Annotated in this window: 20 protein-coding genes and 1 riboswitch; of the genes, 13 read left to right on the top strand and 7 right to left on the bottom strand. The window is 70.6% G+C overall.

From position 1 onward, the window contains the following. Window positions 1–158 precede the first annotated feature (158 nt). Window positions 159–2390 (bottom strand): TonB-dependent siderophore receptor, encoded by a 2232-nt coding sequence (locus CTJ15_RS12655; protein WP_075822405.1) that lies wholly within the window; start codon window positions 2388–2390, stop codon window positions 159–161. Between the two features lie 242 nt (window positions 2391–2632). Continuing rightward, a riboswitch (SAM riboswitch) is annotated at window positions 2633–2711 on the top strand. A 44-nt stretch (window positions 2712–2755) separates the two neighbouring features. On the opposite strand from CTJ15_RS12655, the gene metZ reads away from it, so the two are divergent. The 5 genes from metZ to CTJ15_RS12630 all read left to right on the top strand — a co-directional run bounded on the left by metZ (window position 2756) and on the right by CTJ15_RS12630 (window position 6698). Then, entirely contained in the window at window positions 2756–3955 is a 1200-nt protein-coding gene (metZ, locus tag CTJ15_RS12650) for an O-succinylhomoserine sulfhydrylase (protein ID WP_058389598.1), read from the top strand. Between the two features lie 121 nt (window positions 3956–4076). Further along, window positions 4077–5060 carry an Hsp33 family molecular chaperone HslO gene (locus tag CTJ15_RS12645; RefSeq protein ID WP_058389599.1) on the top strand — a complete coding sequence of 328 codons (984 nt, stop codon included), beginning with the start codon at window positions 4077–4079 and terminating at the stop codon, window positions 5058–5060. Between the two features lie 58 nt (window positions 5061–5118). Beyond that, a complete protein-coding gene (locus CTJ15_RS12640; protein WP_019461052.1) occupies window positions 5119–5748 on the top strand; it encodes a hypothetical protein in 630 nt (209 codons plus the stop codon). A 109-nt stretch (window positions 5749–5857) separates the two neighbouring features. Further along, complete coding sequence (locus CTJ15_RS12635; RefSeq protein WP_019461053.1) at window positions 5858–6247, top strand: RidA family protein; 390 nt, start codon at window positions 5858–5860, stop codon at window positions 6245–6247. Between the two features lie 223 nt (window positions 6248–6470). Then, window positions 6471–6698, top strand: coding sequence for a hypothetical protein (locus CTJ15_RS12630; protein WP_126281880.1), 228 nt, complete (start codon window positions 6471–6473; stop codon window positions 6696–6698). Window positions 6699–6755: 57 nt separating this feature from the next. On the opposite strand, the gene folE is transcribed toward CTJ15_RS12630, so the two are convergent. Together folE and apaG are read right to left on the bottom strand one after the other, a co-directional pair. After that, a complete protein-coding gene (folE, locus tag CTJ15_RS12625; protein WP_058389600.1) occupies window positions 6756–7385 on the bottom strand; it encodes a GTP cyclohydrolase I FolE in 630 nt (209 codons plus the stop codon). 159 nt (window positions 7386–7544) lie between these two features. After that, window positions 7545–7955 (bottom strand): Co2+/Mg2+ efflux protein ApaG, encoded by a 411-nt coding sequence (apaG, locus tag CTJ15_RS12620; RefSeq protein WP_026033170.1) that lies wholly within the window; start codon window positions 7953–7955, stop codon window positions 7545–7547. A gap of 218 nt (window positions 7956–8173) precedes the next feature. On the opposite strand from apaG, the gene CTJ15_RS12615 reads away from it, so the two are divergent. Next, window positions 8174–8710, top strand: coding sequence for a chalcone isomerase family protein (locus CTJ15_RS12615; RefSeq protein ID WP_019461058.1), 537 nt, complete (start codon window positions 8174–8176; stop codon window positions 8708–8710). Window positions 8711–8731: 21 nt separating this feature from the next. Here the strand turns inward: CTJ15_RS12615 and CTJ15_RS12610 are convergent, their stop codons facing one another. Together CTJ15_RS12610 and CTJ15_RS12605 are read right to left on the bottom strand one after the other, a co-directional pair. Continuing rightward, window positions 8732–9037 (bottom strand): chorismate mutase, encoded by a 306-nt coding sequence (locus CTJ15_RS12610; protein ID WP_026033171.1) that lies wholly within the window; start codon window positions 9035–9037, stop codon window positions 8732–8734. Between the two features lie 212 nt (window positions 9038–9249). Continuing rightward, window positions 9250–10302, bottom strand: a complete 1053-nt coding sequence (locus tag CTJ15_RS12605; protein WP_079253242.1) for an enoyl-CoA hydratase/isomerase family protein — start codon at window positions 10300–10302, stop codon at window positions 9250–9252. Between the two features lie 83 nt (window positions 10303–10385). Between CTJ15_RS12605 and CTJ15_RS12600 the strand changes: the two genes are divergently transcribed. Next, window positions 10386–11483 (top strand): ABC transporter ATP-binding protein, encoded by a 1098-nt coding sequence (locus tag CTJ15_RS12600; RefSeq protein WP_076969994.1) that lies wholly within the window; start codon window positions 10386–10388, stop codon window positions 11481–11483. Window positions 11484–11550: 67 nt separating this feature from the next. Here the strand turns inward: CTJ15_RS12600 and CTJ15_RS12595 are convergent, their stop codons facing one another. Further along, a complete protein-coding gene (locus CTJ15_RS12595; protein ID WP_019461062.1) occupies window positions 11551–12576 on the bottom strand; it encodes an NAD(P)-dependent oxidoreductase in 1026 nt (341 codons plus the stop codon). 233 nt (window positions 12577–12809) lie between these two features. Between CTJ15_RS12595 and CTJ15_RS12590 the strand changes: the two genes are divergently transcribed. The 3 genes from CTJ15_RS12590 (at window position 12810) to CTJ15_RS12580 (ending at window position 16052) form a co-directional block, all read left to right on the top strand. After that, the gene (locus CTJ15_RS12590) at window positions 12810–13928 is read left to right on the top strand and encodes an ABC transporter substrate-binding protein (protein WP_226946125.1); all 1119 of its coding nucleotides are present in this window, start codon (window positions 12810–12812) and stop codon (window positions 13926–13928) included. A 145-nt stretch (window positions 13929–14073) separates the two neighbouring features. Continuing rightward, window positions 14074–15273, top strand: coding sequence for an ABC transporter permease (locus CTJ15_RS12585; protein ID WP_019461064.1), 1200 nt, complete (start codon window positions 14074–14076; stop codon window positions 15271–15273). Further along, complete coding sequence (locus tag CTJ15_RS12580; RefSeq protein WP_076969995.1) at window positions 15270–16052, top strand: ABC transporter permease; 783 nt, start codon at window positions 15270–15272, stop codon at window positions 16050–16052. Before CTJ15_RS12585 ends, CTJ15_RS12580 begins: the two co-directional genes overlap by 4 nt. 150 nt (window positions 16053–16202) lie before the next feature. Here the strand turns inward: CTJ15_RS12580 and CTJ15_RS12575 are convergent, their stop codons facing one another. Then, window positions 16203–18674 carry a PAS domain-containing protein gene (locus CTJ15_RS12575; protein ID WP_226946124.1) on the bottom strand — a complete coding sequence of 824 codons (2472 nt, stop codon included), beginning with the start codon at window positions 18672–18674 and terminating at the stop codon, window positions 16203–16205. Window positions 18675–18958: 284 nt separating this feature from the next. Between CTJ15_RS12575 and CTJ15_RS12570 the strand changes: the two genes are divergently transcribed. The 3 genes from CTJ15_RS12570 (at window position 18959) to CTJ15_RS12560 (ending at window position 21776) form a co-directional block, all read left to right on the top strand. Beyond that, on the top strand, window positions 18959–19279 hold the full coding sequence (locus CTJ15_RS12570) for a multidrug efflux SMR transporter (protein WP_019461067.1): 321 nt from the start codon (window positions 18959–18961) through the stop codon (window positions 19277–19279). A 185-nt stretch (window positions 19280–19464) separates the two neighbouring features. Then, the gene (locus CTJ15_RS12565; protein WP_075821821.1) at window positions 19465–20211 is read left to right on the top strand and encodes a superoxide dismutase; all 747 of its coding nucleotides are present in this window, start codon (window positions 19465–19467) and stop codon (window positions 20209–20211) included. 104 nt (window positions 20212–20315) lie between these two features. Next, entirely contained in the window at window positions 20316–21776 is a 1461-nt protein-coding gene (locus CTJ15_RS12560; protein WP_019461069.1) for an FAD-linked oxidase C-terminal domain-containing protein, read from the top strand. Window position 21777 lies beyond the last annotated feature (1 nt).

Here is a 21777-nt window from a genome sequence, read left to right as displayed (position 1 = left end):
CGAAGGGGCCGCCGGGAAGGCAGTCCCCGTGAAGGCAGTCCCCGGAAAGGGCGCCGAAACGGGCGGGGAGGCGTCCGCGATACGGCCCCGGCATCTCGCGGGCGCCTCCTCTCTCCCGGCATTCCGGGGCCGCCGGCAGGGCTTGCCGGCGGGCCGCGTCAGAAATTCGCCGCCAGTGACACCAGCACGGTGCGGCCCGCGGACGGGATCACGCGCCCCGAGAACAGGGAGTCGTAGTTCAGCGCATTGCCGAGGTTATAGCCATTCACGGACAGCGTGAGCTGTTCGGCCAGCTTGTGCGACACCATGGCATCGAAGCTCAGGTTCGACGGCACCTTCGCCGAGTTGGCGGCATTCAGATAGACCGAGCTGCGATAGAACATGCCGCCGCCGAGGGTGATGTTGTAGGGCGTCTGCGGTGCGATCTCATAGGTCGTCCACAGCGAGGCCGCGTGCTTGGGCACGTACTGGACGCGGTTGCCCACATTGGCGGCCGTCGTGGACCGCGTGGTCTCGCTGTCGAGATAGGTGTAGTTGGCGTTGACGTTCCATGCCGGGGTGATGCGGCCGGTGACGCCCGCCTCGGCACCCTGCACCCGCTGCCGGTCGCTGGTGGAGTACACGGTGCCGTCTTCCAGCGGCGTGGTGGCGTTCTTCTTGTTGATCCGGAACAGCGAGGCATAGAGGCCGAGCCGGTTGTCGAACACGCCGACCTTGGCGCCGACCTCGAAGTTCTGGTTGCGCTCGGGCTCGACGTTCGGGTTCACCGTGAAAGGAACGGTGGTGAAGTTGGCGCCCGGCGGCGTGGTCGAGGTCGAATAGGAGAAGTAGTAGGTCTGCGCCGGCGTCGGTTCGAAGACCAGGCTGGCGGTGGGATCGACGAAGTCCTCGGTGGTGCTGATATCGGTGGTCGGCGCCGCGCCGCGGTTACCCGCCGTGTAGTCCAGGTTGTAGTGCGTGTAGCGGAAGCCGCCGATCACCGAGAGTTCCGGGATCAGCCAGACCCGGTCGCGCATGAACAGGCCGAGATTGGTCGTGTCCGTGTTGCGCAGGGCGCTGCCGGTGGTGAAGCCGAGGCTGTAGTCGTTGTCCGGGTTCCGGATGCCGGGGAGCAGCCTTGTGCCCACCGTCGTGAGCCCGGTGCGGTCCGTGCTCTCGTGGGCGATGTCCACGCCCGCCGTCAACTCGTGGCGCAGCATCCATGTGTCGAACCTGGCATTCGCGGTGGCGATGTTCTGGATGCCCCAGGTGTCCTGCGTATAGGCGCCGATGCCGCCGCCATAGCCGACATTCGGGTTCCTGCCGGCCAGGAACTGTCCCGAGCAGCTGTTGTTGAAGGCCGTGAGCGTGGCGCCGGTGCCGCATGTGACGGGGCTGTAGGCGAAGTCGCGCTTGACCCAGGAGGTGCGGAAGCTGTCGTTCAGGGTCAGCCAGTCGTTCACGCGGTGCTGCAGGGTGGCGGTGAGACGGTTCACCTCGACCTTGTCGCGGTCGCCCTGGTTGCCGTACCAGTTGCGGCGGCGGAGGCCGTACTCCGTGGCCGGGCGGCCGATGCCGCCAAAGGGCGTGACAACCGGAACGCCACTCTCGGTGGCCTGATCGTATTCGTAGTGCAGGTACTCCAACGTGGCGGTGGTATCCGTGCCCAGACCGAAGGCGACGGAGGGCGCGATGCCCCAGCGCCGCTGATCCTGCCCGTCCCGATCCACGGTATGGCTGCTCTGGCCCATCATGTTGAGGCGGACGGCGCTGCTCTCGCCCACCTGCACGTTCACGTCGGCCGTGGCGCGCGCGAAGGGACCCATGCCGCCCGTCGCCACGCCGCCGTAGCTGTTGCCCAGGTGTGGCATGCGGCTCACCTGGTTCACGCCGCCGCCCACCGTGCCGGCGCCGCCCAGGGCGAAGCCGGAGGGGCCCTTCAGCACCTGCACCTCCTCGGTGGTGAAGGCATCGCGCACATAGGTGCCGAAGTCGCGCAGGCCATCCGAGAACAGGTCGTTCTGGGCGTTGAAGCCACGGATGCGGAACTGGTCGCCCGCCACGCCGCCATTGCCTTCACCCGCCGAGGCGGTGATCCCGGGAACGTTGCGCAGCGCCTGCTCCAGCGTGGTGACGTTCTGCTGGCGCAGGACCTCCTGCGGTACGACATTGATGGTCTGCGGCGTATCCTGGATCGTGTCCGGCAGGCGATCGATGCCGGTGCGGCCGCGAAGCGTGTTGGGCGGCGCCGCCCCTTCCACGTTCACCTGCGGGATGACCAGCGGCGAAGGGCTGAAGGCCGGGGCCTGGCTCTGGGCCGGCGCGCCTTCCGCCGTCGGGCTGGCGGTTTGCGCCTGGGCCACGGCCGAGACGGAAACGGCAAGCCCGGCCACCAGCGCGCCCTGCGTCATCAGGTCGCGCACTCCACTGCGAGTTACCACGTAGCAAATTCCCCGGATGATATTGCGAGTAGTTATCAATATCGGATTCGTGAAAGGTTACAAGGGGGCAACTCAGCGAAACGGGGCGGACCATTCCCGCTCCGCGAGCCCGGAATGCATTTCCTGACCGGTGTGGCTTCCCTGCGGCTCCTCGCCACAGCGCGGAGGGTTCCCATGCGGCGGGGATCTGCTCTAGAAGCGCCCTGTACCCGGAAGGGTGCCCTCGCGATTTGTCCGGCCAGCTTGCGGCGAGGTAAAAGAAGCGCGCTAAACGGCCGTGGCGCCGTTTCCGCGGCGCCCGACCGGGCCGGCTTCGTCCGCAGGGAACCCGGTTGATGGCCAAGCCCCTTTCCGACAAGCCGCTCCGCCCCGCCACGCTGCTCGTGCGCGGCGGCCAGGCCCGCAGCAATTTCGACGAGACCTCGGAGGCGCTCTTCCTCACCTCCGGCTTCGTCTACGACAGCGCCGAGCATGCCGAGGCCGCCTTCACCGGCGCCGCGCCGCACTACCAGTATTCCCGCTTCGGCAACCCGACCGTGACGGCGCTGGAAGCCCGGCTGGCGGCGCTGGAAGGGGCGGAGGCCTGTCGCGTCGTGGCCACCGGCATGGCCGCCGTCTCCTCGGCGATGCTCAGCCACCTCAAGACCGGCGACCGCGTGGTGGCCTCTCGCGCCCTGTTCGGCTCCTGCCACTGGATCGTGTCCACCCTGCTGCCGCGCTACGGCATCCGCACGGAATTCGTGGAGGGCAGCGATCTCGCCGCCTGGCGCGAGGCCCTGGCGACGCCGGCCGACCTGGTGCTGCTGGAGACCCCCTCCAACCCGATGCTGGACGTGGTGGACCTGCGCGCCGTGGCCGATCTCGCCCATGCCGCGGGGGCGCTGGTGGTGGTGGACAACGTCTTCGCCACGCCGCTGCTGCAGCGCCCGCTGGAATTCGGCGCCGACGTGGTCGTCTATTCCACCACGAAGCACTTCGACGGCCAGGGCCGCACGCTGGGCGGCGCCGTGCTCGGCCGGCAGAAGTGGATCGAGGAGGTGCTGCAGCCCTTCACCCGCAACACCGGCCCGGCGCTGTCCCCCTTCAACGCCTGGGTGATCCTGAAGGGGCTGGAAACGCTGCACCTCCGCATGCCGGCGATGTGCCAGTCCGCCGAGGCCGTGGCGCGGTTCCTGGAGGGGCGGACGGAGGTCTCCCGCACCCGCTATCCGACCCTGGAATCGCATCCGCAGCGGGAACTCGCGATGCGCCAGATGTCGGCGGGCGGCACGATGGTCACCTTCGACCTGGCCGGCGGGCGCGAGGCCGCCTTCGCCTTCATGAACGCCCTGGGGGTCGTGGACATCTCCAACAACCTGGGCGACTCGAAGAGCCTGATCACCCATCCCGCGACGACCACCCATATGCGGATCGGCGCCGAGGAGCGGGCCAAGCTCGGCATCGGCGACGGCACGGTGCGCCTGTCGATCGGGCTGGAGGACCGGCAGGACCTGATCGAGGACCTGGAAACCGCCCTGGCCGCCACCCGCCGCTGAGGCCGCCGCCCCGCCATCCGCCAGGAGGCGGGCAGCCATCCCGTGGCCGCAGCGCCGCCCTTCGCAAAGAGGGGCGGGGCCGCACCTCGCAGGCGGAACGGGCAGCGCCTATCTAGGCGCGGTGAAAGACGTCACCGAACCCTCCGCCACGCCCGACTTCCTCAACCATGACCGGCCGCCCGTGCCGGACCTGGTCGTGCCGCGCGGCGTGCAGCCCTTCCACCTCGCCAACCGGCCCGTGCGCGGCCGGCTGGTGCGGCTCGGCCCACTGGCCGAGGCCCTGATCTCCCGCCATGCCTATGCGCCGGACGTGGCCCGGCTGCTCGGCCAGTCCCTGGCGCTTACCGCCGGCCTCGCCGCGGCGCTGAAGTTCCGGGGTTCCTTTTCCCTCCAGGCCAAGGGTGACGGGCCGGTCGGCATGCTGCTGGCCGACTGCACCGACACCGGCAGCCTGCGCGGCTATGCCCGGATCAGCGAGGGGGCGGAGGGCATGCCCAGGGATATACCCAGGGATATACCCACGGGCGAGGCCGCGGCGCTGCTGGGCAAGGGCTACCTGGCCTTCACCTGCGACCAGGGCCAGGACATGGACCGCTACCAGGGCATCGTCGCCATCGAGGGCGACACGCTCTCGGCGATGACCGACCGCTATTTCGAGACCTCCGAGCAGCTCCGCGCCTGGGTGCGCCTCGCCGCCGCGAGGACCGCTTCCGGCTGGCGCGCCTCCGCCCTGATCATGGAGCGCGTGGCGGGGGAGGGCGGCATCGGCGCACTGGACGAGGAGGAGCAGGAGGAGGCCTGGCGCACGGCGACCATCCTGGCCGGGACGCTGAAGGACGAGGAGCTCCTGGACGATTCCCTGCCGCCGGAGCGCCTGCTGCACCGCCTCTTCCACGAGGAGGACCTGGTGACCGACCGCGCCCGCTCGCTGTCCTATGGCTGCCGCTGCTCGCGGGCGCGACTCGCCTCGGTGCTGCAGTCCTTTCCGGGCGACGACCTCGACCACATGGCCGAGGACGGGCAGATCGCCATGACCTGCGAGTTCTGCAACGTCGAGTTCCGCTTCGATCGCGCGGACGTACGCTCTGGTGCGGGGCGGGCCTGATCGGCTACCCCTCTCGCCCCATCGCCTCTTCTGCCCCTCCACGGAGCTGCGAATCCGCATGATCCGCCGACGCCAAGCCCTCCTGCTGCCGCTGCCGCTCCTGGCGGCCGCCTGTTCCGGGGGGGAGGCGCCGGTGACGCGCCTGCGCCGGCCCGAAGGCTATGCCTGGCTGACCCCGCTGCGCCTGAACGTCGCCGGGCTCGACTTCCCGCCGCCGCAGCCGGGCGCGGTGATCCGCGCCGACCCGCCGGCGCCGCTGGTGCCGGCCACGGAGGTCGAGCGCATGGGGCGTGACCGCCTGTCCGCCGCCGGCACCACGGGACGGGCCGCCTTCACCGTGGAGACCGCGACCCTGACGCGCAGCCGCCAGTCGGGCGGGATGTTCACCGATGCCAGCGAGCGACTCGACTGCGTGCTGCGCTGCCGGCTCACCATCCTCGGCGCGGACGGGCAGCAGCTCGCCTTCGCGGAGGCCGAGGCGCGACGGGGCGCGGTGATGAACCTGGGTGGCGGCAACACCGCCGCCGGCAATGCGGAGGATGTGGTCGGCAAGGCGATGGACGACCTGAACGTGGAGTTCGAGGTCCAGGTCCGCCGGAACCTGCGGGACTGGGTGCAGGAGACCACGCCGGTCGTTCCCACCCCCGCGCCGGGAAGTATCGAGCGCGAAGAGCTTCCGCCAAGCTGAGAACAACCGCAGGATGGTGCTCCTGGAAGGCCCGGGACCGGAGCCTGGGCGGGCGTGACGCCGCCGCAGGCCAACCGGCGGCCGGACCATTAGCCGGAGGAGTACCAGCATGGGAATCATCACCACATCCAACCCCGAGGGCGTGCACGAGCCCCACGCGGCCTATTCCCACGCGGTCCTCGTCCAGGGCGCCAGCAGGCGGCTCGTGGTCAGCGGCCAGGCGGGCGTGACCCCCGACGGCCGGATCGCCGCCCATGCGGACGAGCAGATCGGGCAGGTCTTCCGCAACCTCGACACCATCCTGAAGGCGCATGGCATGACCCCGGCGAATGTCGTGCGGCTGACCGCCTACCTGGTGCAGCGCATCCATATCGGCCCCTGGCGCCGGCGGCGGGACCAATGGCTGAACGGCCACCAGCCCGCCGCGACGCTGCTGCTGGTGGACGGCTTCGCCGACCCGCGCTTCGTGGCAGAGGTGGAGCTGGAGGCGGTAGCGTGAGAATCGGCCCGCAACCCTTGCGGCGCCTCTTCCGGCACCGCGCGGCTTGCGGCGCCGGGCTGATCCTGCTCGCCCTGGCCGGCTGCGGTGCCACCCCGGCGCCGGAGCTTCCCAACTCCGTGCCCCGGCCTCCGCCGATCAGCGATCGCCCGAACGCCCCCGCCGCCTCTGGCGGCCCGCGCGCGGAAGTGACGGCGCCGGCCGCCGTCGCATGGAGCCGCCCATGAGCCGCCGGATCCTGGGGGCGGCCCTGGCCGCCGCCGCGCTGCTGGCGGGTTGCGCGCCACCCGCGGTGCAGCCCGCGCCGCAGGGCTACCAGGCCCCCTACCAGCCGCCGGGCTCCCCGGAGCGGGGTGGCTGGGAGCGGCCCTACGCGCCGCCGCCGGCCGTGCCGCAGCCGGCCTACTACGGCAATCCCGGCGCGCCGGCGGTTTCCACCGAGCCGCACTGAAGGCGCCTCAGGGGCAGCCGCGGGGCAGCGCCAAGGGCCGGGCGCCGCCGTTCGCGTTCAGATGATCGGCGTGGCTCTCGGGGCACCGATCATGGCGAGGAATTCCTGCCGCGTGCTGCGCTGGTCCCGGAAGGCGCCCAGCATGCGGCTGGTCACCATGGTCACGCCCGGCTTGTGGGCGCCGCGCGTGGTCATGCACTGGTGCGCCGCCTCCACCACCACGGCGACGCCGTAGGGGTTCAGCACCTCCTGGATGGAGTTGGCGATCTGCGCCGTCAGCTTCTCCTGGATCTGCAGGCGCTTGCCATAGGCGTCCACGACGCGCGCCAGCTTGGAGATGCCGATGACCCGACCGCGCGGCAGGTAGCCGACATGGGCGCGGCCGATGATCGGCGCCATGTGGTGCTCGCAGGTGCTTTCCAGCCGGATGTCGCGCAGGATGACCATCTCGTCATAGCCCTCCACCTCCTCGAAGGAGCGCTGGAGCAGCTCGACCGGATCCTCCTCATAGCCGGCGAACCATTCGCGGTAGGCCTTGGCCACGCGCTTGGGCGTGTCCAGGAGCCCTTCGCGGCCGGGATTGTCGCCTGCCCAGCGCAGCAGCGTCCGGATCGCATCCTCCGCATCCTGCTGCGTCGGCCGGGGTTCGCCCGGCTCCTGGTACGGAGGGAAAGGTGTGCTGGTCAAATTCCGTTCCTCTGATTCCATCCCTGGCCGGGGATGGGGTGGGGCCTGCGCGCGGATCTCGCCGGCCGGTGCCAGACGGCATCCGGGAAGGCGGGGCTCGCGGGCTCCCGGCAGTGAGTTGTGGCAGGGCTGCGGGAGGCTGCGCAACCTCTGCGTGTATCAGTTCAGGGTGACGCGCCCATCCGGGCTGTCGAGGCTGAAGGCCGGTATCTCGACATCGAAATTCTCGCCGGTGCCGGTGGCCACCATGTGGTAGGCGCCCCGCATAAAGCCCGAGGGCGTGGGCAGCGGCGTGCCGGAGGTGTATTCGAAGCTCTCCCCCGGCTCCAGGATCGGCTGCTCGCCCACCACCCCGTCGCCATGCACGCGCTGGGTGCGGGCCATCGCGTCGGTGATCAGCCAGCTTCGCTTCAGCAACTGCACGGTTTCCCGGCCGCCATTCTCGATCTCGACGCGATAGGCCCAGACATGGCGCCCTTCCTCCTCCGAGGACTGGTCGGCCAGGTAGTAGGTCCGCACGCTGACACGGATTCCCCGCGTGACGGCGACATAGGCATCTCGGCCAACCATGCTGCTCAGCCTCCCGGAAACAGGTTCGGCAACTGCCAGATAGGCGGAAACGGGCGCGGAATCGAGCTTCACGCAGAAGTTTCCGCGGATCGGGTAGCGCGGCCGGGTGTGGGGCTTGGCCCGGGAGCGGGGAGCGGGGAGGCTGCGGCGCCCCGGCACCGGTGCCCTCCGGGAACCAGCCGGGGCGGTGCCAAGGACCCCCTCGGGAGTTGCCATTCTTGCCCCTGCTGACCCGCCGTGCCGGCCTGTCGCTCCTGCCGCTGCTTGCCTTGTCCGGCCGGGCCGTGGCGCAGCAGGCGGCACTGCCGCCCAGCCTCCAGGTCGCCGGGCGCAGACTGGTGCTGAACGGCACCGGCCTGCGCCGGGTCTTCCTGTTCGAGGCCTTCCGCGCCGCGCTGTACCTGGAAACCGCCAGCCACGACGCGGAGGCGATCCTCGCCTCGACCCAGGTGAAGCTGCTGATCCTGCGCTATTCCCGCGACATCCCGCGCGACCGGCTGGTGTCGGGCTGGGAGGACGGGTTCCGCGAGCGCTGCGCCTGCGCCATGCCGGACAACTTCCGCGCCCGGCTGCGCGACCTGCGGGAAGGCGAGGAGGAGACCTGGCTCTTCCTGCCAGACCATGTCGATATCGCCTATGCGGGCGAACGCCCGGTGCGGATGGACAATCCCCTGGGCGCGCGCATGCTGTCCGCCTTTATCGGCCCCAAGGCCCAGAGCAGCGCCCTCAGCCGGGGGCTGCTGGGGCTGTCCTGAACCTTCCGGGGCGCCCGGGGCTCAGCTCCCCGCGCGCGGAACGGCCTCGTGGTGGCGGATCACCTCCTTCACCACGAAGGCCAGGAACTTCTCGGCGAATTCCGGGTCCAGCTTCGCGTCGGTGGCCAGGCGGCGCAGCCGCGCGACCTGTTCCGCCTCCCGCGACGGATCGGCCGGCGGGAGGTGGTGCTCGGCCTTCAGCTGGCCGACCCGCTGGGTGCAGCGGAAGCGTTCCGCCAGCATGTGGATGATCGCCGCATCGATGTTGTCGATGCTGTCGCGCAGGGTCTTGAGTTCCGGCAGGATGGCCGGTGCCGCTCGTGTCATCGGCGAAGCCTTCTCATGGTCCATCGGCATCCCCTCACAGGGGCGCTTGCGCTATCGCTTAGAGCAGATCGCCGCGGGGCGGCATCGCCCGGACGCCTGAATCCGCTCCGCGAACGAATGGGCAGGGCCTTCGCGGCGAAGGGCCGCGAACCGGGAATGCTCCCGCCGGAAGGCCGGGGATGGTGGCCGGGCCTTCCGGCGGGCCGCGCGGCTCAGGGCGCGAGCAGCGCCCGCACGGCTTCCATCCCGACATCCTCGATCCGGGCGGGCCGCCAGCGCGGCGACTGGTCCTTGTCCACCACCACGGCCCGCACGCCCTCCGCGAAATCCGGTTGCCGGATCACCCGCCGCGCCAGGGCCAGCTCCGTCGCGAGGCAGGTGGCGAGGTCGTGCCCGCCGCCGATGCGGAACAGCTCCCGCGTGATGCAGAGGCTCATCGGCGACATCCGGCGCAGCGTGGCGATCTGCTCCCCCGCCCAGTCGCTGCCCTCGGCCTCCAGCGCCTCCAGGATATGCGGCACGGTGCCGGCGCCGAAGCAGCGGTAGATGGCTTCCGCCTGTGCCGTCACCGCGCCATGTGGCGCCGGGCGCGTATGGGCGGCGATGGCGGCCTCGGCATCGCCTTGCAGCAGGGCCTGGCGCAGCGCCGGCAGCTCCCCGGAGGGGCAGTAATGCGTGGCCATCCCGGCCTCCACCGCCTCCGCGCCCCGCAGCCGGGCGCCGGTCAGGCCCAGCCAGTTCCCGATCGCCCCTTCCAGGCGCGGCAGGCAATGGGAGGTGCCGACATCGGGAAAGAAGCCGATCGCGGTTTCCGGCATGGCGAGCAGCGCCTTCTCCGTCACCACACGGTGGGAGCCATGCAGCGAGACGCCGATGCCGCCGCCCATGCAGATCCCGTCGATCAGGCTGACCCAGGGCTTGGGGAAGGCGGCGATGGCCCCGTTCAGCGCGTACTCGGTGGCAAAGAAGTGGTCGGCCGCCTCGCCGCGCCCTTCCAGCACCGATTGGCGGATGAAGCGGATGTCGCCGCCCGCGCAGAAGGCACGGCCGCCGAGCCCTTCCAGGAGCACCAGCCGCACCGCCGGATCCTCGCCGAAGCGGCGCAGGGCCTCGGCCAGCGCATCGATCATCGGCTGGTCCAACGCGTTCAGCGCCTTCGGCCGGTCGAGCTGGATCACCCCCGCGGCCCCCTCGACCCGCGTGGCGATTCCCGGGCCGTTCCCCGGGTCGTTCCCCGGGCCGTTCCCCGTCTGGGCTTGGCTCATTGGCATTCCCTCCTGTCCATTGCGCATCATGGCACCGTAGGGGCGGTTGACGGCAACCGGGGGGACCCGCAGTTTCCGCCACCATGACGACCCACCTGGTGCGCTTCGAGGATGTGGAGAAGCGCTACGACGCCGGCGCGCTGGCGGTGCATGGCCTCAACCTCGCCATCCGCCGGGGGGAGCTGCTGACGCTGCTGGGCCCCTCGGGCTCGGGCAAGACCACCACGCTGATGATGCTGGCCGGCTTCGAGGAGCCGAGCAGCGGGCGCATCCTGCTGGACGGCAAGGACATCGCCCATACCCCGCCGCACCGGCGCGGCATCGGCGTGGTGTTCCAGTCCTATGCGCTGTTCCCGCACATGACGGTGGCGGAGAACATCGCCTTTCCGCTGGAGGCGCGCGGCGTGGCGCGGGCGGAGCGCGAGAGCCGCGCGCGTCGGGCCCTGGAAACGGTGCGTCTGCCCGGCCTGGGCGACCGGCGGCCGGCGCAGCTTTCCGGCGGGCAGCAGCAGCGCGTCGCCCTAGCCCGTGCCCTGGTCTTCGAGCCGCCGATCGTGCTGCTGGACGAACCGCTCGGCGCGCTGGACAAGTCGCTGCGGGAGGAGATGCAGTTCGAGATCCGCCGCCTGCACCGCGAGCTCGGCGTGACCATGATGTACGTCACCCATGACCAGGCGGAGGCGCTGGTGCTGTCCGACCGCGTGGCGGTGTTCCGCGGCGGCCGCATCCGGCAGCTCGCCCCGCCGCGCGACATCTACGACCGCCCGGCCGATGCCTTCGTGGCCGGCTTCGTCGGCGAGAACAACAGCCTGCCCGGCCATGTCCTGGCCATGGAGATGGAGGAGGCGCGCATCCGCCTGGACTGCGGCGTGGTGGTGCGGGCCACCGCCGCGGTGGGGGTCGGCCCCGGCAGCCGCTGCATCGTCGCCATCCGGCCGGAGCGCTTGGCCGTCGCGGCCATGCGGGCGGAGGAGATGGGTGAGGATGCGGTGCCTGCCCGGCTAGAGGAGATCGTCTTCGGCGGCGACCACCTGCGCCTGCGCCTCTCGATCGGTGGCGAGGATGGGTCGCGCGCCGAGGTGATCGCCAAGCGCCCCGCCACCGGCGTGCTGCCCCAGCCCGGCGGCGCCGCGGCCCTGGCCTGGGACCTGTCGCAGGCCATCGCCTTTCCGGTGGAATGACGGGGCCCCTGAAGGGAGGGCGTTCCGCCGGGACCCTGCCCGGCGGATTCGGCACCCACCCCTTTCCTCAGCCCTGGAGCAGGTTCGGCGGCAGCAGCATCGCGCGTGGCCCGATGGGCTGCGTTTCCATGCGGCGCGGGTTCCGCCGCAGGAGGCCATGGCCCAGCCTGGCCTCGACCGTGCGCCGCAGGCCCGCATCCAGGGTGACGCGCGGCACCCAGTTCAGCAGGTTCCAGGCGGGCCGGGTGTCCACCGCCGTTTCCAGCTCGTGGGGGCGCGGCGGCAGGGCGCCATAGACCGGCTCGACCGAGGGGTCGATCAGGTCCACCAGCTTCTGCACCACGTCCCGCACCGAATGGGTAACGCCGGTGCCGACCTCGATGCTCCGGCCGAGCGCCGCCTTGCTCACCCCGGCATGCACCAGCGCGCTCACGATGTCATCCACATAGGTCCAGTCGGCGAGGCGGCCGCCGTCGCCCAGATGCGGCGCCCGGCCGTGGCGCAGCTCCTCGATCACGTAGGGCACCAGCTTGCTGCCGTCGCGCTGGCCGGGGCCGTAGGTCATGGCAATCCGGATATCGACGCAGCGCGTGTCGTAAAGGCTGTCGAACAGCCGGGCATAGGCGGTGGCGGCGGCCTTGGAGGCGGCGTAGGGCGAGCGCGGCGCCTCGTTCGGCGCCGAATGCGCCTCGACCGAGCCCGCCAGCACCACGCGCTCCACCCCGCGCCCGGCGGCGGCCAGCAGGATGTTGATGGTGCTCACGAGGTTGTCGCGCAGCGTGGGCAGGACGGCCTCGATGCTGCGCGACCCCGTCACCGCGGCGCTCATGTGGAAGATGATCTCGGGCTGCGTCAGGCGAAGGAGCGACTCGATCTCGCCCGGCGCCGCCGGATCGCAGCGCCACCACAGGGGCGCCGCCTCGCCATCGTCATCCTGCGGGATCTCGCCGCGCGTGGTGCCATGCACTTCGGCGCCGGCCTCCAGCAAGGCACTGCACAGGGCACCGCCGATGAAGCCCCGCGCACCTGTCACGAGGACGGAACGGCCTCGCAAGGCTGCCAGAATCGGGTCGTCGCTGCCGGGTCGGATCATCTCATATCCACGCTTGGTCACTCAGCATGGATCAAAATTGATATGAATTGAAGCATATCGCAAGAATTTTGTTTCTTTTTCTGGATCATACCGGAAAAATATGCTGCGGTGCAGAAGTTATCTCACCGAGCCATGTCAAACCAAGCACCGAAGTTCCTTGCGGCCCGTTCCGCCGCCGTTTCCGCTGGCGGATCTTTGTTCTAGCCTCCGGCGGCAGGGCAGGGAGGCAGATCATGATGCCGCGAAGCATGTTTCCGGTCGGGCATGGGGCCGGGAGGACAGGCATCGCCCGAAGGCGCCTTTTCCGGGCCGCGTGGCTGGCGGCCTGCCTTCCCGTCCTGGTGCCCATCCTGGCGACATTTCCGGCGCGGGCGCAGCAACGCGACCTGACCGTGGTATCCTGGGGCGGCGCCTATCAGGACGCGCAGCGGGAGGTCTATTTCCGCCCCTTCCAAACGAAGACGAACACGCGCCTGCTGGAGGAGAGCTGGGATGGCGGCGTCGGCGTGCTGCGCGCCAAGATCCAGTCCGGCGCCAACAACTGGGACGTCGTGCAGGTCGAGAGCGAGGAGCTGCTGCTCGGCTGCGACGAAGGCCTGTTCGAGAAGATGGACTGGGCGGCCATCGGCGGGAAGGACCACTACATCCCGCAGGCGGTGGGCGAATGCGGCGTCGGCACGATCCTCTATTCCTTCGTGCTGGCCTATGACCGCAACCGGACGCCGAACGGTCCGGCCAACTGGGCCGAGTTCTTCGACACGAAGAAGTTCCCGGGCAAGCGCGGCCTGCGCCGCGGGCCGAAGACGACGCTGGAGATCGCCCTGCTCGCCGACGGGGCGAAGCCGGAGGAGGTGTACAGGCTGCTGGGCACGGAGGCCGGGGTGGACCGCGCCTTCCGCAAGCTCGACAGCATCCGCGACAGCCTGGTCTGGTGGGAACGCGGCGCGCAGCCGCCGCAGCTCCTGGCCTCGGGGGAGCTGGCCATGGCCGTGGCCTATAACGGCCGCATCGACGCCGCCAACAGGCAGGACGGGCAGAACTTCGCCATCTCCTGGCCCGGCAACCTCTACACGCTGGATTCCTGGGTGATCATGAAGGGCACGCCGAACCGTGACCGGGCCCTGCAATTCCTGAACTTCGCCGGCCAGCCCGGGATCCAGGCCGAGCTGCCGCCGAAGATTCCCTATGGCGTCACCGCCAAGGGCGCCAACGATCACATCGCGCCCGCCGTGCTGGCCAACCTGCCCACCACGCCGGAACACATGGAAGGCGCGCTGCGGATCGACGACCAGTTCTGGCTCGACAACCTCGACCGGCTGAGCCAGCGCTTCAACAACTGGCTGTCGCGCTGAATCGGACCGCCGCCGGCGCCGCCCGCTTCCCGGGCCGGGCCTGGGCCTGGACACGACCCCGGCGGCTTTCCGCCGGGGACAGGGGATGGTAGCGGGGGCGCCCCGCCTCCACGCGCCTTCCCTCCGGAGTTCCACCGGGAGATCCATGCCGAACCGCCGCGAACGCCTCGCCGCCGCCCTGCTGGTGGCACCGCTGCTGCTCTTCCTGCTGGGCGTCTTCCTGCTGCCGATCGGCGCCTTCCTCTGGCGTGCCGTGGCGGAGACGGACGTGGCGCCGGCCCTGCCGCGCACCCTGGCCGCGCTGCGGGACTGGAGCGGGCGGGACCTGCCGGGCGAGGCCGCCTTCGAGGCGCTGGCGGCGGATCTGCGCGCCGCGCGCGCCGCCGACCAGGCGGCGGGCGGCGGCCTGATCCCTCGCGCCGCGGCCCGGCTGAATGCCGAGATCCCCGGCTTCCGCTCCACCCTGCCGGCCACGGCGCGGCGGCTTTCCAGCCCGGAGGCGCCGGCGCGCGAAACCATCCTGGCCGCCAGCCCGGACTGGTCGAAGCCTGAAAGCTGGGCCGCCATCCGCCGCACCGGCGGCCCGGTCTCCGACCTGAACCTGCTCGCCGCGCTCGATCTCCGGCGCGACGCGGCGGGGGGCATCGCCGCGGTGCCGCCGGACCAGGCGGTGTTCCGGGGCGTGCTGCTGCGGACGCTCTGGATCGCCCTGCTGGCGACGGCGCTCAGCCTGCTCCTCGGCTATCCGCTGGCCTATCTGATCGCCACCGCGCCGCCGCGCCTCGCCCTGTGGATGCTGGGCGCGGTGACGCTGCCGCTCTGGATCAGCGACGTGCCGCGCATCGCCGCCTGGATCGTGCTGCTGCAGCGCGACGGCGTGGCGAACACGCTGCTCACCGCCACGGGCCTGCTGCGGGAACCCGCCTCCTTCCTCTTCACGCGCGGCACGGTGCTGCTGGCCACGGTGAACCTGCTGCTGCCCTACGCGGTGCTGCCGATCTATGCCTCGCTGCGGGCGCTGGACTGGCGGCTGCCGCGCGCGGGGCTGTCGCTGGGGGCCTCGCCCTGGCGGGTCTTCCGGCGTGTGACCTTGCCGCTCTCCATGCCCGGGGTCGGCGCCGGGGCGCTGCTGGTCTTCATCCAGGCGCTGGGCTTCTACGTGACGCCGGCCCTGCTGGGCGGGCCGAACGACCAGATGCTGTCTTACTTCATCGGCTTCTACGCCAACCGCACGGTGAACTGGGGGCTGGCGGCGGCGCTCTCGGTGGTCCTGCTGCTGGCGGTGGCGATCGTGGTCGCGCTCTATGCGCGGCTGGTCGGCTTCAACAAGGTGCGCCCGGCATGACGCGGCTGCCCGCCTCCCGCCTGGTCCTCTGGGCCTTCGGCCTGCTGGTGATGCTGTTCCTGCTGGGGCCGCTGCTGGCGATCGTGCCGCTCTCCTTCTCGGCCGGCTCCTTCCTTACCTATCCATTGCCCGGACTCTCGCTGCGCTGGTACGCGGACTTCCTCACCTCCGACTTCTGGATGCCGGCGCTGCGCAACAGCCTGGTGATCGGCCTGGGCGCCTCCGCCATCGCCACGGTGCTGGGCACGGCGGCGGCCTTCGGCCTGTGGCGCACGCGCTTCCCGGGGCAGACGCTGGTGCTGGGCGTGCTGATGACGCCGCTGGTGATGCCCTCGATCATCGTCGCAGTGGCGCTGCTCCTGGCCTTCGGGCCGCTGGGGCTGACCAACAGCTTCGCCGGCATGATCCTGGCCCATGCGGCACTGGGCGCGCCCTTCGTGGTCACCACCGTTTCCACCGCCCTGGCGCAGTTCGACCCGGTGCTGCTGCGCGCCGCCTCGGCCTGCGGCGCCGGGCCGGGGCTGGCCTTCCGCCGCGTGGTGCTGCCGCGCATTGCGCCGGGCGTGGCGGCGGGGGCGCTCTTCGCCTTTGCCACCTCGCTGGACGAGGTGGTGGTGGCGCTGTTCATCTCCGGCCCGGCACAGCGCACCCTGCCGCGCCAGATGTTCTCCGGTCTGAACGACCAGATCAGCCTGACCATCACCGCCGCCGCCACGATCATGGTGGCGCTGGCCCTGCTTCTTCTCCTGGCGCTCGGCTGGCTGCGCCGGGGGCGCTGATACGGGTGGTGGCCCTCCGGAAGCCGGATCGCGTCTCACGCGACCGGCATTGCGCTTCCCGGGGGACAAGGCGCTGCCTTTCCCAGGACCCCGCTCCGCCAGGACACTGCGTGTCCTGGAACCGATGAGCTGGTTCTCGCTGCGGCCGGATCAGGGGCCGGCCAGCAGGTCCCGGATGCGGGCCGTCAGGGCCGCGATGTCGAAGGGCTTGGTCATGATGTGCATGCCCGGGGCCAGGTTGCCCTCGCCCACCACGGCTGCCTCGGCATAGCCGGTGATGAACAGCACCTTCAGGTCCGGCCGCGCGATCCGCGCGGCATCAGCCATCTGCCGGCCGTTCATGCCGCCGGGCAGGCCGACATCCGTAACCAGCAGGTCGATCCGCCGGGTGGACTGCAGGATGTCCAGGCCCGTGGTGCCTTCCGCCGCCTGGAGCACCTCGTAGCCCTGCTCCTCCAGCAGCTCCGCCACCAGCATCCGCACGCTGGGCTCGTCGTCCACCACCAGCACCACCTCGCCGGCGCCGCCCCGCGGCATGGCCAGGGGCGGCCGCGGCTCCGGCGCTTCCGCCGAGCTCGCATGGCGCGGCAGGAAGAGGCGGACGGAGGTGCCGCGGCCCGGCTCGGATCGGATGCTCACCTGCCCGCCGGACTGCCGGGCGAAGCCGTAGATCATGGACAGCCCCAGCCCCGTGCCCATGCCCAGCGGCTTGGTGGTGAAGAACGGATCGAAGGCCTTCGCCACCACCTCGGGCGGCATGCCCGTGCCGTCGTCGGAAACGTTCAGGCGGATGTAGCGGCCGGGCGGCAGGCTGAGCTCCCGCGCCGCCTCGTTGCCGAGTGTGGCGTTCTCTGTCGCGATGCGCAGGGTCCCGCCCTCCGGCATCGCGTCGCGCGCGTTGATGCAGAGGTTGAGCAACGCGTTCTCCAGCTGCGGCGGGTCCACCAGCGTGGTCCAGAGCGCCGGTGCCGGCACGACCACGATGGTGATGTCGGGGCCCATGGTGCGGCGGATCAGCTCCTCCATCCCGGTCACCAAGCGGTTCACGTCGGTGGGCCGGGGATCGAGGGTCTGACGGCGGGAGAAGGCCAGCAGCCGGTGGGTCAGCGCCGCCGCGCGCCGGGCCGCGTCCAGGGCCGCCCCGGTGTAGCGGCCGACCTCCCCGGCGCGCCCCTTGGCGACGCGGCTGTTCATCAGCTCCAGGCTGCCGATGATGCCGGTGAGCAGATTGTTGAAGTCGTGCGCCAACCCGCCGGTGAGCTGGCCCACCGCCTCCATCTTCTGTGCCTGCCGCAGCTGCTCCTCGGCCAGTTTCAGCGCTTCCGCCTGTTCCCGCTCGGCGGTCACGTCGCGGCCGACGAAGACCACGACGTCGTCCCGCGCGGTGGCCGACCAGGAGATCCAGCGGTGGCCGCCGTCCCGGTGCCGGCAGCGGCTGTTGCCAGGCAGCAGCCGTCCCGAGGCCTGGATGCGCGCGAAGTCGCCCACCATGGCGCCGGCATCCTCCGGCTGCAGCAGGTCGGGCAGCCGCCGTCCGATCAGCTCCGCCTCGGACCAGCCCAGGCAGGCCGTCCAGGCGGGGTTCACCGCCTCGATGACCGTGTCGGGGCGCATCACCGCCATGATGTCGCTGGAAAGCTGCCAGAGGCGGTTCCGTTCGCGCGTCCGCTGCTCCACGCGCTGCTCCAGCGTGGCGTTGAGCTCCTTCAGGCGCGCCTCGCTCTCGCGGAGCGCCAGGTCGGCGCGGGCACGGGCGGTGACGTCCGCACCTTCCACGAAGATGCCGTTCACCTGGCCGGAGGCATCCCGGATCGGCTGGTAGACGAAATCGACATAGCGTTCGTCGACGGGGCCGCCGGGCACCGGTTCGACCGCAAAGCGGGAGCCCGTCGCCACGAAGGGCTCGCCGCTGCGGTACACCTGATCCAGCAGCACCAGGTAGCCCTGGGCGACCGCGTCCGGCAGGGCCTCGGCCACTGTCTTGCCCAGGATCTCCCGCTGCCCGACGATGGCCCGGTAGCTGGGGTTGGCGAGCGCGAAGCGGTGCTCCGGCCCTTGCAGCAGGGCCATGAAGGTCGGCGCCTGCTCGAAGAGCCGCGACAGCCGCTCCTGCTCCTCCATGGCGCGGCGCTCGGTGAGGACCCGCTCGGTGATCTCGATCCCCTGGTTCAGCAACCCGGCGATGCGCCCGTCCTCGCCGCGGATCGGGGTGGCGGTGAAGAACCAGTGGGTGGTCTCGGCCCGGCCCCGCCGGATCATGGGGAGCTCGACATTCTCCTGCGAGAAGCCGCGCCCGGTCGCCATCGCCTCGTGGAAGGGCGGGGAGACCCGTTCCCAGACGGCGCCCCAGACCTCCGCCACGGGGCGCCCCAGGGCGGCGGGATGCCGGTCCGCCAAAGAGGGGATGTAGCTGTCGTTGTAGAGCATCCGCAGATCCGGCCCCCAGAGGATGGTGCCGAGCAGCGGGGAGTTCAGGCAGGCCGAGAGGGTGGAGCGGAGCGACTGCGGCCAGGTGTCCGGCGGGCCAAGGGGCGTGGCTGCCCAGTCATGGTCCCGCATCCGGGCCCCCATCTCGCCCCCACCCGCCAGGAAAGGCCAGCAGCCCACCCGATCCTCAGTCACGCAACGCTTCCCGTCTCCATCGCATGTCCCGTCGACGCCCTCCGGCCCGGGGGTTGAGGTCCATCAGGGCCGGCGATCCAGGGCATATAGGTGGAATGCCGGGCGGGGGACAGGCACGACAGCGCGCATTGCCCGACGCTGCCGGGATCGGTCATCCGCCTCGATGCCCCCGGGGAACCCGGCCGGCGCCTCGACTGGCGAAGCCCTCTTCCGTGGCTCTCGCTCTCCCCGCAGGATGGCGCAGGCCGGGCATCCTTCGGCCGGGCGGCGCGAAGGAGAGCAGGATGGCCTGGGCCATGGTGGTCGCGGCGGGGTTGCTGGAGATGGTCTGGTCCTACGCGGCCAAGCAGTCGCAGGGTTTCACCGAGTGGGGCTGGGGGGGCCTGACGGTCGTGGCCTCGCTGGCCAGCTTCCTGCTGCTGACCTTCGGCATGCGCGGCCTGCCGCTCGGCACGGCCTATGCGGTCTGGACCGGAATCGGGGCGATCGGCACCTTCATCGTCGGCATCCTGCTGCTGGGCGAGTCCACCAGTGTCTGGCGGATCGCCAGCGGGCTGCTGATCGTGGCGGGGGTCATCGGCCTGCGCCTGACGAGTTCCGAGTAGCGGCTTCCGGCGCCCCCGGCATTGCTTTCTGGTTTCCTCTCCGGCCTGTGTTTCAGTTTCGCTGAAACCCGCATCCGGGTGCCGCGAGGCGCGTTCAGCCCGTGCGGGTCCGGTTCTGCCTCCGAAGAAACCTGCCGGCGGCATGGCGAGCCGGGCCCGGCGCAACGGGAAGGAAGGAGAGCGTCATGAATCCAGCACTCGGCCGCCGTGGCTTCGCCCTGGGGGCAGCGGCCCTCGCCGCCGCTCTGCCCATGGGAATTCCCGGCCTGCGCTCCGGCGCCGCCCGGGCCCAGGCGCTGTCCCCCGGCCCCTATACGCTGCCGCCGCTGCCCTACGCCTTCACGGCCAACGAGTCGCATATCGATGCCCAGACCATGGAGCTGCACCACGACAAGCACCATGCGGCCTATGTGAACAACCTCAACGCGGCGCTGAAGGATCATGGCCAGCTCGCGGCCCTGCCGCTGCAGCAGCTGCTGGCCCGGATCGACAGCGCGCCGGAGAGCATCCGCACCGCGTTGCGCAACAATGGTGGCGGCCATGCCAACCATTCGATGTTCTGGGAGATCATGGGTGGCAAGGGAGGCGCCCCGTCCGGGGAACTCGGCGCGGCGATCGAGCGCGACTTCGGCGGCTTCGACAAGTTCAAGTCGGAGTTCAACCGGCGTGGCGGGGCGCGCTTCGGCTCCGGCTGGGTCTTCGTCACCGTGGCCCGGGACGGGAAGCTGGGGCTGACCGACATGCCGAACCAGGACAGCCCGCTGATGTCCGGCCAGATGGTGCTGATGGGCAACGATGTCTGGGAGCACGCCTACTACCTGAAGTACCAGAACCGCCGCCCCGAATACCTCCAGGCCTGGTGGAACGTGGTGGACTGGGACAAGGTGGCGCAGCGCCATGCCGCCGCGAAATCGGGCAGCCTGACGATCTGACGGAGCGCCGGGCATTCTGCGGGAGGGACCGGGAGTTTGCTCCTGCCAGCGCCTCGCCATTCCGGTGTGATATCTTATATGATTATCGCACCGGAGGTCCCGCCATGCTCGCCCAGCTCCCGCCCAAGCCCGAGATCCTTGCCCGGCAGGAAGAGATCGTGGCGGCCCTGCGCGCCATCATCCCCGCCGGCCCACGTGGTGAGGGGGTAATCGGGGAGCCGCTCCGCCTGCGCGCCTATGAGACGGACGGGCTTTCCGCCTATCGCCAGCCGCCGCTGGCCGTGGTGCTGCCGGAAAGCACGGAACAGGTGGCGGCGGTGCTGCGCTACTGCCACGAGAACGGCATCCGCGTGGTGCCACGCGGCGCCGGCACCAGCCTGTCCGGCGGTGCTCTGCCGATGGCGGATTCCGTGGTCATCGGCATGATGCGGATGAACCGCGTGCTGGAGGTGGATTTCGAGGATCGGCTGGCCGTGGTCGAGGCCGGGGTGACCAATATCGGCATCACCAAGGCGGTGGAGGGGGAGGGGTTCTTCTATGCCCCGGACCCGTCCTCGCAGCTCGCCTGCATGATCGGCGGCAACGTGATGATGAATTCCGGCGGGGCGCACTGCCTGAAATACGGCGTCACCGCCAACAACCTGCTGGGCGTCACCTTCGTCACCATCGAGGGCGAGGTGATCCGCATCGGCGGCGGGCACCTGGACGCGGCGGGCTATGACTGGCTCGGGCTGATCACCGGCTCCGAGGGGCAGCTCGGCCTCGTCACCGAGGTCACGGTCCGCATCCTGCGCGGGCCGGAGGGTGCGCGGGCCATGCTGGCCGCCTTCCGCGGCGTCGAGGTCGCGGGCCAGGCGGTGGATGCCATCATCGCCAGCGGCGTGATCCCCGTGGCGCTGGAGTTCATGGACAAGCCCTGCATCCATGCCTGTGAGGCCTTCGCCCATGCGGGCTATCCGCTGGAGGCCGAGGCGATGCTGATCATCGAGGTCGAGGGCAGCCCGGAGGAGCAGGACATGCTGCTCGGCCGCATCAAGGACATTTGCGCCCGCTTCGACCCGATCAGCATGAAGGTTTCTCAATCGGCCGAGGAGAGCATGGCGATCTGGAAGGGCCGCAAGGGCGCCTTCGGCGCGGTCGGCCGCATCTCGCCGGATTATCTCTGCATGGACGGCACCATCCCGACCGGGGAGCTGCCCCATGTGCTGCGGCGGATGGAGGAGATGTCGCAGGCCTGCGGGCTGAAGGTCGCCAATGTCTTCCATGCGGGCGACGGCAACCTGCACCCGCTGATCATGTTCGACGCCAACGACCCGGAGAGCTTCCGCAAGGCCGAAGCCTTCGGCGCCGATATCCTGAAGCTCTGCGTCGAGGTCGGCGGCTGCCTGACCGGCGAGCACGGCGTCGGCGTCGAGAAGCGGGACCTGATGAGCGTCCAGTTCACGCCACGGGAGCTGGCGCAGCAGCGCCGCATCAAGTCGGCCTTCGATCCGGACTGGCTGCTGAACCCCTCCAAGGTCTTTCCGCTGGAGGTGGAGCAGGCACCGGGGCGCGTCGCGGCGTGAC

The sequence above is a fragment of the Roseomonas sp. FDAARGOS_362 genome (assembly GCF_002754815.1).
Taxonomy (GTDB): Bacteria; Pseudomonadota; Alphaproteobacteria; order Acetobacterales; family Acetobacteraceae; genus Roseomonas; species Roseomonas mucosa.
This window is presented reverse-complemented; position numbering and strand designations above follow the sequence as displayed.

Coding starts and splice junctions, on each gene's coding strand:
- CTJ15_RS12655 (WP_075822405.1), bottom strand. CDS start 2,390: ATGACGCAGGGCGCGCTGGTGGCCGGGCTTGCCGTTTCCGTCTCGGCC.
- metZ (WP_058389598.1), top strand. CDS start 2,756: ATGGCCAAGCCCCTTTCCGACAAGCCGCTCCGCCCCGCCACGCTGCTC.
- CTJ15_RS12640 (WP_019461052.1), top strand. CDS start 5,119: ATGATCCGCCGACGCCAAGCCCTCCTGCTGCCGCTGCCGCTCCTGGCG.
- CTJ15_RS12635 (WP_019461053.1), top strand. CDS start 5,858: ATGGGAATCATCACCACATCCAACCCCGAGGGCGTGCACGAGCCCCAC.
- CTJ15_RS12630 (WP_126281880.1), top strand. CDS start 6,471: ATGAGCCGCCGGATCCTGGGGGCGGCCCTGGCCGCCGCCGCGCTGCTG.
- apaG (WP_026033170.1), bottom strand. CDS start 7,955: ATGGTTGGCCGAGATGCCTATGTCGCCGTCACGCGGGGAATCCGTGTC.
- CTJ15_RS12610 (WP_026033171.1), bottom strand. CDS start 9,037: ATGACACGAGCGGCACCGGCCATCCTGCCGGAACTCAAGACCCTGCGC.
- CTJ15_RS12605 (WP_079253242.1), bottom strand. CDS start 10,302: ATGAGCCAAGCCCAGACGGGGAACGGCCCGGGGAACGACCCGGGGAAC.
- CTJ15_RS12600 (WP_076969994.1), top strand. CDS start 10,386: ATGACGACCCACCTGGTGCGCTTCGAGGATGTGGAGAAGCGCTACGAC.
- CTJ15_RS12595 (WP_019461062.1), bottom strand. CDS start 12,576: ATGATCCGACCCGGCAGCGACGACCCGATTCTGGCAGCCTTGCGAGGC.
- CTJ15_RS12590 (WP_226946125.1), top strand. CDS start 12,810: ATGATGCCGCGAAGCATGTTTCCGGTCGGGCATGGGGCCGGGAGGACA.
- CTJ15_RS12585 (WP_019461064.1), top strand. CDS start 14,074: ATGCCGAACCGCCGCGAACGCCTCGCCGCCGCCCTGCTGGTGGCACCG.
- CTJ15_RS12580 (WP_076969995.1), top strand. CDS start 15,270: ATGACGCGGCTGCCCGCCTCCCGCCTGGTCCTCTGGGCCTTCGGCCTG.
- CTJ15_RS12570 (WP_019461067.1), top strand. CDS start 18,959: ATGGCCTGGGCCATGGTGGTCGCGGCGGGGTTGCTGGAGATGGTCTGG.
- CTJ15_RS12565 (WP_075821821.1), top strand. CDS start 19,465: ATGAATCCAGCACTCGGCCGCCGTGGCTTCGCCCTGGGGGCAGCGGCC.
- CTJ15_RS12560 (WP_019461069.1), top strand. CDS start 20,316: ATGCTCGCCCAGCTCCCGCCCAAGCCCGAGATCCTTGCCCGGCAGGAA.